Genomic DNA, 9,391 nt, shown 5'->3' with positions numbered 1-9,391 from the left:
CCCGCACGTGGGGATCGTCGGGGTCGGGGCGGGGGCGCTGGTGCGGGCCGTCGGGCGCGGCCGAGTCGTCGAAGTGCATGCGACGAAGTCGCGAGTCTCGACGGCTCGGACGCGAGACAGCAGGGGGCCGCGAACACGCCGCGCCGCAGGCGCGGCAAATTAAACGGCAAATCAAACACTGTCGCCGGGCCCGACCCGCGGCTTCGGTGCCCGCATCTTGCGGATCTGCGAGGCGCGGACGAAGGCGTACCAGCCCAGCCGGTAGCCGGTATCGGTGCTGTCCGGGAAACGTTCACGCACCCGGCCGTTGACGATTCGGCCGAGCAGGAAGCCCTCGGCGATCATGAAGACCATCATCACCAGCATGGCCAGCGTCACAATCGTCTGCAGCGCGGGTGCGACGAACATCGACAGGATCAAGACCAGTGCCATCGGCATGAACAATCCGACCAGATTGCGCCGGGCATCGACGATATCGCGCACAAAGGCCCGCACCGGGCCCTGATCGCGGGGCAGCAGGTATTTGTCCTCACCCGCCAGCATCCTGGCGCGCCGGTCCTGAGCCGCCAGCCGACGCTCGGCGGCGGCCGCCTTGCGGTCTTTGCGGCTGCCGCGCGTCGCCTTGCGCCGGGCGCGAGCCTCCTTCGCGGTGAGCGGGGCCGGGGCAACCGGACCGCGCCGCTTGCCTTGGGCGTCACGACGTTTCGGAGTCGGTCGACCTTTGCTCTCGGTGGCGGTGGCCGCTTTTGTGGTGGAGACAGCGGTCGAGCCGCCGTCCGAGCCCGCCGTCTGGTCGGCGCTCTCGTCGGTGGTGCTGGACTCGCCGCGACGGAACAATTTCACGCGACCAGGCTATTCGATGCGGTACCCCGCAGGAAATGAGGTCGGTGGGAGGTTGCCACCGCCGCGCCGCCCGGTGGTGGCAAGATGGGGGAATAGCAGCCCGCTGAGTGGTGTTGACAACCACGAGCCGTGCGCTGTTCACGGGTTGAACACAGCTGTCCTGAGGAGAGTTCATGACTGTGCAAGACGAGACGACCACCCACGGTGTGACTCTGACCGATGCTGCCGCTAGCAAGGCGAAGGCGCTGCTCGACCAGGAGGGTCGTGATGACCTCGCGCTGCGCATCGCTGTGCAGCCCGGCGGTTGCGCCGGCCTGCGCTACCAGCTCTTCTTCGACGACCGTTCGCTCGACGGCGATCTGACCGTCGACTTCGGCGGTGTCACCCTGGCCGTCGACCGGATGAGCGCGCCGTATGTGCAGGGCGCTTCGATCGACTTCGTCGACACCATCGAGAAGCAGGGGTTCACGATCGACAACCCGAACGCCACGGGTTCCTGCGCCTGCGGCGACTCCTTCAACTGATAATTCACTCCCCCGCCTCCCCGCGCCTCTTGCCGACCATTAACAGCCCGGAGACTTACGTCGCGGACTGGCGGTCAAGTGCGCGGTGATCCGCGACGGAAGCCCTGGGGCACTCGGCGATCGGCAAGACACTCGGAGAGTCGGGTGAGCTACGGTGAAGGCGCGGATTCGGAATCCCGCGCCTGTCGTCGTCTGCCGCCTACTCGAAGGGGCTCAGCCTCGTGTCCATCGCCGTGTCCGCGTCCATAGCGACCGACCATCTCATGCGTTTCCCCGGACGGTTCGCCGACGCGCTGCTGGCCGATCAGCTCGACCATGTTTCGGTGAGTTTTCTCGTCGATGATCTGCAGATCCGCAAGGGCGGTGTCGCGGGCAATATCGCCTATGCCATGGGCGTTTTGAACCGCACGCCGCTGCTGGTCGGCGCGGTCGGCGCCGATTTCGCGGAGTACGGCGCCTGGCTGGAGAAGCACGGTGTCGACTGCTCGACCGTCAGGATCTCGGATCGGGCGCATACCGCGCGCTTCGTCTGCACCACCGATGACGATATGGCCCAGATCGCCTCGTTCTACCCGGGCGCGATGAGTGAGGCCCGCGACATCTCGATCGGTGAGCTCGCCGAGCAGCACACCCTCGATCTGGTGCTTATCGGCGCCAACGATCCCGAGGCGATGCTGCGGCACACCGCCGAATGCCGCGAACTCGGCATCCCGTTCGCCGCCGATCCGTCCCAGCAGCTGGCCCGTCTCGACGGTGATCAGGCCGTGCAGCTGATCGACGGCGCCGCATACCTGTTCACCAATAAGTACGAGTGGGCGCTGCTGCTGCAGAAGACCGGTCTGAGCGAGGAAGAGATCGCGCGCAAGGTCGGCATCCGGGTCACCACGCTCGGCAAGGACGGCGTGCAGATCTTCGACCGCGACGGCACCGAGGTGACCGTCGGTGTGGTCCCCGAGGTGAACAAGGTCGAGCCCACCGGTGTCGGCGACGCCTTCCGCGCGGGCTTCCTCACCGGCCACACCGTCGGCCTCTCGCTGGAGCGCTCCGCCCAATTGGGTTCGCTCATCGCGGTTCTCGTACTCGAGACCATGGGCACCCAGGAGTGGACCCTGAACAAGGACGGCGCCCTCGAACGCCTCACCAGCGCCTACGGCCCCGAAGCCACCGCCGAAATCAAACCCCTCCTCTGACCGACAACCTCGACGGCCGCACCGCATCCGGTGCGGCCGTTGCCTTTGACCAGATCACACCGTCCGCGCTGCGCACGCTGATTCCGATGCCGCGCGCGCTTCTCGCACGCCACGTACGGATTTGCCCGGCAAATCCGTACGTGGTGCGTTGAACCGTGCGTGGCGCGCGTGACTAAAGGGCGACGGGGTAGACCGGCTCCTGGATGTCGGGGGTGATGCGCTTCTCGACGAAGATGCCGTGCCAGACCATGAAGACCAGCAGGGTCCACAGGCGGCGGCTGTGGTCGCCGCGGCCCGCGCGGTGGTCTTCGAGCATGCCTTTGATCGCGCCCTTGTCCAGCAGGTGGTCGGTCTGCGATTCGGCGATCTGCAGGTGCGCCCAGTCGTACAGTTCGGTGCCGCGCAACCAATGCCGCAGCGGGACGGGGAAACCCAGCTTCGCCCGGTGCAGCACATGCGGTGGCACGATGCCCTCGAGTGCCTGGCGCAGTGCGTATTTCGTGGTCTCCTTGGTGATCTTCTGCTCGGCGGGCAGCTGCTCGGCGACCCTCAGCACCTCGGAGTCCAGGAAGGGCACGCGCAGTTCGAGCGAATTCGCCATGGTCACCTTGTCGGCCTTGACCAGGATGTCGCCGCGTAACCAGGTGTAGAGGTCCAGATGCTGCATCCGCGCCACCGGATCCCAGCCACGCGACTGTGCGTAGATCGGCGCGGTGACGTCCTGATGCGTCCACTCCGGCCGGAATTCGCGCAGCACCGCGCGCAGCTGTGCGTCGCTGAAGCTGCGCGCATTGCCGTAGTAGCGCTGTTCGAGGGTGAGTGAACCGCGGTGCAGCAGGCTCTTGCCGCGCGTGCCGTCCGGAATCCGCTCCGAGAGCTTGCCCGCGAGCTTGCGCACCCCGCGCGGCAGGTACTCGAAGGGCTTGAGCGACAACGGCTCCCGGTAGATCGTGTAGCCACCGAACAGCTCGTCCGCACCCTCACCGGAGAGCACCACCTTGACGTGCTTGCGTGCCTCCTTGGCCACGAAGTACAGCGGGACCAGCGCCGGGTCGGCCACGGGATCGTCGAGGTACCAGACGATTTCGGGGATCGCGGCCGCGAATTCGGCGGGGGAGACCACCTTCACGATGTGCCGTGCGCCGATCGCCTCCGCGCTCTCGGCGGCCACATCGACCTCGGAGTAGCCCTCGCGTTCGAAGCCGGCGGTGAAGGTGATCAGCTTCGGGTTGTGCCGCATGGCCAGCGCCGCGACGGCAGTGGAGTCGATACCGCCGGACAGGAACGATCCGACCGTCACATCCGCGCGCATATGCTTGGCGACCGAGTCCTCCAGGGCCTCGGCGATATCGCGATAGCGGGCGGCAGCCGATCCGGGGGCGAAGGTCCGCACCTTGAACTGCGGGTTGAAGTAGCGGGTGATCCGCGGCGCTTCGCCGGCCCGCACGGTCGCGTAGTGCCCGGATTCCAGGCGACGGATGTCCTTGTGCAGCGTCTCCGGCTCCGGCACGTACTGCAGCACCGTGTAGTGCTCCAGCGCCCGCGGATCCAGCGCATCGGACAGCCCGAGTGCGGGCAGCAGCTCGAGCAGGCTCTTCTTCTCACTGCCGAAGGCCGTTCCGCCGGGGCCGGTCGCCAGGAACAGCGGTTTGATCCCGAATGGATCGCGAGCCAGGAACAGCTCCTTGGTTTCGGTATCCCAGATCGCGAACGCGAACATGCCACGCAGCTTGCGCACTGCCTCCGGACCCCAGTAGTGGAAGGCCGCGACGATCGCCTCGCTATCGCCCTCGGTCTCGAAGATCTTGCCGTCCGGGTACTCCTCGGCATGGGCCTTCGCGAGTTCCTCGCGGATCTCGATGTAGTTGTAGATCTCACCATTGAAGGTCAGCGCGTAGCGCTCCCGGTTCTCCGCAGGACCCCAACGCAGCGGCTGGTGCGAATGCTCGATATCGATGATCGACAGCCGATTGAAGCCGTAGATCACATGATCGTCGTGCCAGGTACCGCGCTCGTCCGGGCCGCGATGGCGTACGCAGTGCAGGGCGTCGTACACCCGCTCCACGATCTCGTCGGTTGCCGCATCAGATGTCAGAAATCCGAGCAGTCCACACACGGCGTCGGCAACCTCGTTTCCTACTTGGTACGGGCACAGGCCCGATTCATTGGGTGGCTGCGCCCGATAGGTGGGCGCACAAGAGAAATCTAGTGTCCGAGTATGCCGCACCGGGCGGATTCGTGTGTTGCGCGCACCAGACGGATGTGTTCCGAAATGTTCTGTCCGCGTGCATCGCACCTGCCCGATTCGGTCGCGCTGCACGGCTTGTACTGCGACGATGTTCAGGTGCGGCGGATCAGCCCCCGTACCGGCGGAGTGTCGAATGCGACCCGACGTCAGCGGGGGCGCCGGTTTGGTCTACGCTGCGTAGTACTCAGGACATTCTCAGTTGGATCGCGCGTGTACCAAGCGGTCGACGGAATGCCCTGAAACGTGCTTAGGACGCACCGCCGGGCGATCGCAACCCGAACGGTGCACTGTCGGAATGTGGGCGACCAGGAAGGCGTGAGCGTGGCGCACAAGGCGAGCGACGAGATCGGGGCACGCCCCGTGAAGGGTCGGCGGTGTTTACCCGCCCCACCGACTTCGTCGGCTAACCATCCCCCGAGCCGCCTCCTTCGGCGGGCCGGGCTGGCGGTGTCCCTGGGGATCACCGCGATGCTCGTCTCGGGCTGCTCGATCGACAATGTTTGGCTGCGATTCGGCTGGCCCTCGGGCGTCACGCCGCAGGCGACCCGGATGCGGGAACTGTGGACGTGGTCGATCATCGCGGCATTGGCGATGGGTGTGCTCGTGTGGGGTCTGACCTTCTGGACCGTCACCTTCCACCGCAAGAAGAAGGACTCCCCGGAGTTCCCGCGTCAGACCGGTTACAACGTGCCGCTGGAGCTGACCTACACGGCCGTGCCGTTCGTCATCATCGCGGTGCTGTTCTACTTCACCGTGGTTGTGCAGAACTACGTGCACGAGAAGGTCGACAATCCGGATGTGACCGTCGACGTGACCGCCTTCCAGTGGAACTGGAAGTTCGGCTACCGCAATGTCGACTTCAAGGACGGCTACCGCTTCGACGGCATCGATAAGGCCCGCGAGGACGCCAACCAGGAGCAGCTCGAGGAGTACAAGGAGCGGACCAAGGACGGTCACCCGGCGCCGGGCCCGGTGCACGGCAAGCCGGAGAACGACATCCTGTCCTACCTGCACTACGACAAGGTCGAGACCGTCGGCTCCAGCACCGAGATTCCGGTGCTCGTGCTGCCGACGAACAAGACCATCGAATTCCAGCTGGCCGCCGCCGATGTGGTGCACTCCTTCTGGGTGCCGGAGTTCCTGTTCAAGCGCGACGTGATGCCGAACCCGAAGGAAAACCATTCGGATAACGTCTTCCAGATCACCAAGATCGAAAAGGAAGGCGCGTTCGTCGGCCGCTGCGCGGAGATGTGCGGCACCTTCCACTCGATGATGAACTTCGAGGTCCGCGCGGTATCGCCGGAGAAGTTCACCAAGTACATCGATGCGCGCAAGGCGGGTAAGACCAACGCCGAGGCGCTCGAGTCCATCGGTGAATCCCCGGTCGCGACCTCCACCAAGCCGTTCAACACCAAGCGCGATGTCAAGAGCGCGTCCGCGGCAGAGAGCAAGTGAGGACTGATCTGATATGAAGATCGAAGCGCGGATTTTCGAACTGCTCACGGCGTTCTTCATCGTCGTGGCGGTTGTGTACGGCTACTTCACCGGCCAGTCGCGGACCGGCGTCGAGTGGGCGGGCACCACGGCGATTGTGCTGAGCGCCGGTCTGTCGCTGATCGTCGGCACCTACTTCCGTTTCGTCGCACGTCGCCTCGACCTGCGTCCGGAGGACTATGAGGATGCCGAGATCGTGGACGGCGCGGGCGATCTGGGCTTCTTCTCGCCCGGCAGCTTCTGGCCCATCACCCTGGCCGCCGCGGGCTCCATCACCGCCCTCGGCCTGGCGTTCTTCCAGTTCTGGCTGATCGGCATCGGTGTGGTCTGCGTCCTCGGTGCGTCCGCGGGACTGGTCTTCGAGTACTATCTGGGCCCCGAAAAGCACTGAGCGAAGAGCTCTTTCCGCAGCGCTCCACCGGATTCCGGTGGAGCGCTGCGGCGTTTCGGGGGGCCTGGGAAGCCTTCGAGGTTCACACGGACATGTCTACCCGGGCGAGGCGGGAGAGGATGCGGTTGGTGGAGCGCGGTGCGACACCGGCCAGTCCGCGCAGGGTGCGCGCGAAGCGGGGCTCGAGCCGGGCCGGGCGGGTGCGGATGGCCGTTTCGATCAGGCGGGCGGCCTCGGTCGGTTCCAGCGCGGGTTCGGTGACGTAGTGCGCGATGGTCCCGGTATCCGGTTGGACGGCCGGATATTGGACGGCGGTCACCTGGATGCCGCGCGGTGCTAGTTCGGCGTCCGCGCATTGACCGAACGTGGTCCAGGCGGCCTGGGAGCTGGCATAGGAGGCGAAATTCGCTGTGGCGCCTGTCTTCAGACTCCACGGGCCCACATTGATCACCTGGCCGGAGCCGGATTCCAGCATGGCGGGCAGCAGGCCGAGCGTCAGGCGCAGCGGACCGAAGTAGTTGGTTGCCATCATGCGCTGGTAGTCGCGAAAGCGGTCCAGCGATTGGGAGACGGGTCGGCGCAGCGGACGGCCCGCATTGTTGATCAGTACGTCGACGCGGCCGAAATCGCTGAGCACCCACTCGACCAGCTGATCGACATCACCGAGTGCGGAGATATCGCAGCGGAACCAGTTCGCCGTACCACCCGCGGCGGCGATCTGATTGCAGGTGGCGACGAGTTGATCCCCGCGCCGGGCGACCAACAATAACTGCGCGCCCTGCTCGGCGAGCAGCGTGGCGGTGGCGCGACCGATCTCGGAACACGCATCCGTCACGAGAACGTGTAATCCCTCGATGGATTCGGGCCGCTGACGTTTACGATCCGGCAAATGGGGTGGGGCAGTGCGGAACTCGAGCATCAGAGCAACCTTCACCGTCGATGGGCTGAACCAACGCATCGACACCCCGCCGACAGTGCCGAAGTCGACCGCGGCCGCCAACACATAGCCGAACCGCCGGATGGGCGGTGAAGCTATGTGTTGGCGACTACTTGCGGCGCGAAATAGTCTAATCCGCGGAGTCGTACCGCAGGGCGTGTTCGGATGCGCAGATCTCATCGATTCCGGTAACGATGTCGCGCAACAGTTCTGAGGGCAGCGCCGAGGGCCGCAAACGGCAGGTGAAGGTGATCAGCCCGTGGTCCTCGACCGCGAGTCCGCGCGCTTGCGCCTCCTCGCGCAGATACTTCGAGCGCACGCCGTAGGTCATCGCGGAGATGACGGTGAAGCATCCGGTGCGCTCCCGGTGCCCAGCGAACAAATCGTGCAGTCGGTAGAAAACCGAGGTGTAGGTCGACAGCGGCGCGAAGATCGCGACCCGGTACGCGGGTCCGCGCTCGGAGGAGCTGATGACCGTATCGGCCAGATACTCCGCATCGCGCAATGTCAGCACCTTCGGGGCGAACATGAGTGCGCCCGCCGCGGCATTGCGCACCGGTGCGCCCGCCCGGCCGCCCGCGGCAGAGGCGATGGCGCCCAGTGACTTCCTGGTCTTGGTGCCGACCTCACGGCGCGCACGCAGCGAGCGGGTGGGCGTGGTGGGGTACAGGCTCGACCACTGACCGAATCGCACGGTGCCCAACTGCACATGGCCGGTGCCGACCGGACGCGACACCTTCAGCGGCGCGGTATCGACCCAACGACCAACCTGCAGTGCGGCATTGCCCGGCCGGGCGATTTCGGCGTAGGCGTGTTCGACGAAGGAGTCGAAGTCCAGGAAGCGGTCGGCGTCGGTGGTGAGCCAGGTGTGGTCCTTATCGATATCCCGCACATCGAGGGTGAGCGCGGTGATGATGCCCGCGCGCCCGCCCGCGCCGAGGATCCGGTGGAAGCGCTCGGTGTGGTGGTTGCGGCCGCAGGTGCCGATGCGTCCGTCCGGATCGACGTACTCCAAGTCCACGATCTGATCGATGAACATGCCGTACTTGTGCGATGCCGTGCTGACACCGCCGACCGATGCGAAACCGCCCGCGGTGATATCGCGGTGGTCGCCGATGATCGGCAGACCGAGCCCGTGCGCGCCGAGGCGACGATCGATATCGGAGAGTTTGGCGCCCGCCTGCACGCGCACGGTGCGCCTGCCGAGATTGATATCGAGCACCGCATTCATCTTGCGCAGCGAGACCACCGTGCGCGGATCGGGTAACGACAGACCATCGTCGATCGGTTCGCCGCCACGCACCGTGAGGTTCTTCGCGCGGCCGCGTGAATTCCGCACCGTACGAACGACATCCGCGGTGTCACGAGGTAGATATTCTTCGGCGGCGAAAGTGTGCGGCGTGCTCATGGATCGAAAGCTAACCACAGCGCGGGCTCCGATGCTCGTTCGATCTTGTCGGTTACCGGACCGGCGGCGTGAGCCGCTGGCCGAACAGGACGGATCCGGTCGCATCGCACAGATCGACTGTCAGTTCCGTTGACTTGCCATCGATCAGCATCGCACCGAAATGGTGGAAGCTGTCCAGCCGACGGTGCCGTCGAGTAGACGGCGGACCGTAGGAGATCTTGCGGTAGCGGCGGCCGTCGACCGTCTCCTTGGGCTCCAACGGCATCCAGGCGCAATTCGTGAGGGTGTCCACCGGATTGGGTGCGGGCAGTCGGGATCCTCGGGTCCCGGCCGGAATCTTCTGAAAACTCATGATT

At 65.5% G+C, this 9,391-nt stretch carries 9 protein-coding genes; 4 read left to right on the top strand and 5 right to left on the bottom strand.

Translation table 11 applies throughout. The features are described from left to right. Positions 1 to 171: 171 nt before the first annotated feature. Positions 172 to 843, bottom strand: a complete 672-nt coding sequence (locus AB0L63_RS23905) for a DUF3043 domain-containing protein (RefSeq protein ID WP_364504769.1) — start codon at positions 841 to 843, stop codon at positions 172 to 174. A 173-nt stretch (positions 844 to 1,016) separates the two neighbouring features. Here AB0L63_RS23905 and AB0L63_RS23900 point away from each other — a divergent pair, with 173 nt between their 5' ends. Both AB0L63_RS23900 and AB0L63_RS23895 read left to right on the top strand, forming a co-directional pair. Next, complete coding sequence (locus AB0L63_RS23900) at positions 1,017 to 1,367, top strand: iron-sulfur cluster assembly accessory protein (RefSeq protein ID WP_364504767.1); 351 nt, start codon at positions 1,017 to 1,019, stop codon at positions 1,365 to 1,367. 221 nt (positions 1,368 to 1,588) lie between these two features. After that, entirely contained in the window at positions 1,589 to 2,557 is a 969-nt protein-coding gene (locus AB0L63_RS23895; protein WP_364504765.1) for a carbohydrate kinase family protein, read from the top strand. Between the two features lie 172 nt (positions 2,558 to 2,729). On the opposite strand, the gene asnB is transcribed toward AB0L63_RS23895, so the two are convergent. Beyond that, positions 2,730 to 4,673, bottom strand: coding sequence for an asparagine synthase (glutamine-hydrolyzing) (gene asnB / locus AB0L63_RS23890; protein WP_364504763.1), 1,944 nt, complete (start codon positions 4,671 to 4,673; stop codon positions 2,730 to 2,732). 600 nt (positions 4,674 to 5,273) lie between these two features. Here asnB and AB0L63_RS23885 point away from each other — a divergent pair. Continuing rightward, positions 5,274 to 6,260: a cytochrome c oxidase subunit II gene (locus tag AB0L63_RS23885; protein WP_364504761.1), complete on the top strand. Its 987-nt coding sequence runs from the start codon at positions 5,274 to 5,276 to the stop codon at positions 6,258 to 6,260. Positions 6,261 to 6,273: 13 nt separating this feature from the next. Continuing rightward, positions 6,274 to 6,690: a cytochrome c oxidase subunit 4 gene (locus AB0L63_RS23880; RefSeq protein ID WP_364504759.1), complete on the top strand. Its 417-nt coding sequence runs from the start codon at positions 6,274 to 6,276 to the stop codon at positions 6,688 to 6,690. Positions 6,691 to 6,772: 82 nt separating this feature from the next. Here the strand turns inward: AB0L63_RS23880 and AB0L63_RS23875 are convergent, their stop codons facing one another. From AB0L63_RS23875 to AB0L63_RS23865, 3 genes are all read right to left on the bottom strand, one after another. Further along, positions 6,773 to 7,609, bottom strand: coding sequence for an SDR family NAD(P)-dependent oxidoreductase (locus AB0L63_RS23875; protein ID WP_364504757.1), 837 nt, complete (start codon positions 7,607 to 7,609; stop codon positions 6,773 to 6,775). A gap of 148 nt (positions 7,610 to 7,757) precedes the next feature. Beyond that, entirely contained in the window at positions 7,758 to 9,035 is a 1,278-nt protein-coding gene (locus tag AB0L63_RS23870; protein WP_364504755.1) for an FAD-binding oxidoreductase, read from the bottom strand. Between the two features lie 52 nt (positions 9,036 to 9,087). After that, positions 9,088 to 9,387, bottom strand: coding sequence for a hypothetical protein (locus AB0L63_RS23865; protein WP_364504753.1), 300 nt, complete (start codon positions 9,385 to 9,387; stop codon positions 9,088 to 9,090). Between the last annotated feature and the right edge of the window lie 4 nt (positions 9,388 to 9,391).

It is taken from the genome of Nocardia sp. NPDC051990 (genome assembly GCF_040680755.1).
In the GTDB taxonomy this organism is placed as follows: domain Bacteria; phylum Actinomycetota; class Actinomycetes; order Mycobacteriales; family Mycobacteriaceae; genus Nocardia.
Note: the sequence above shows the minus strand (reverse complement) of the source record. Positions and strands in the feature narration are given on the sequence as shown.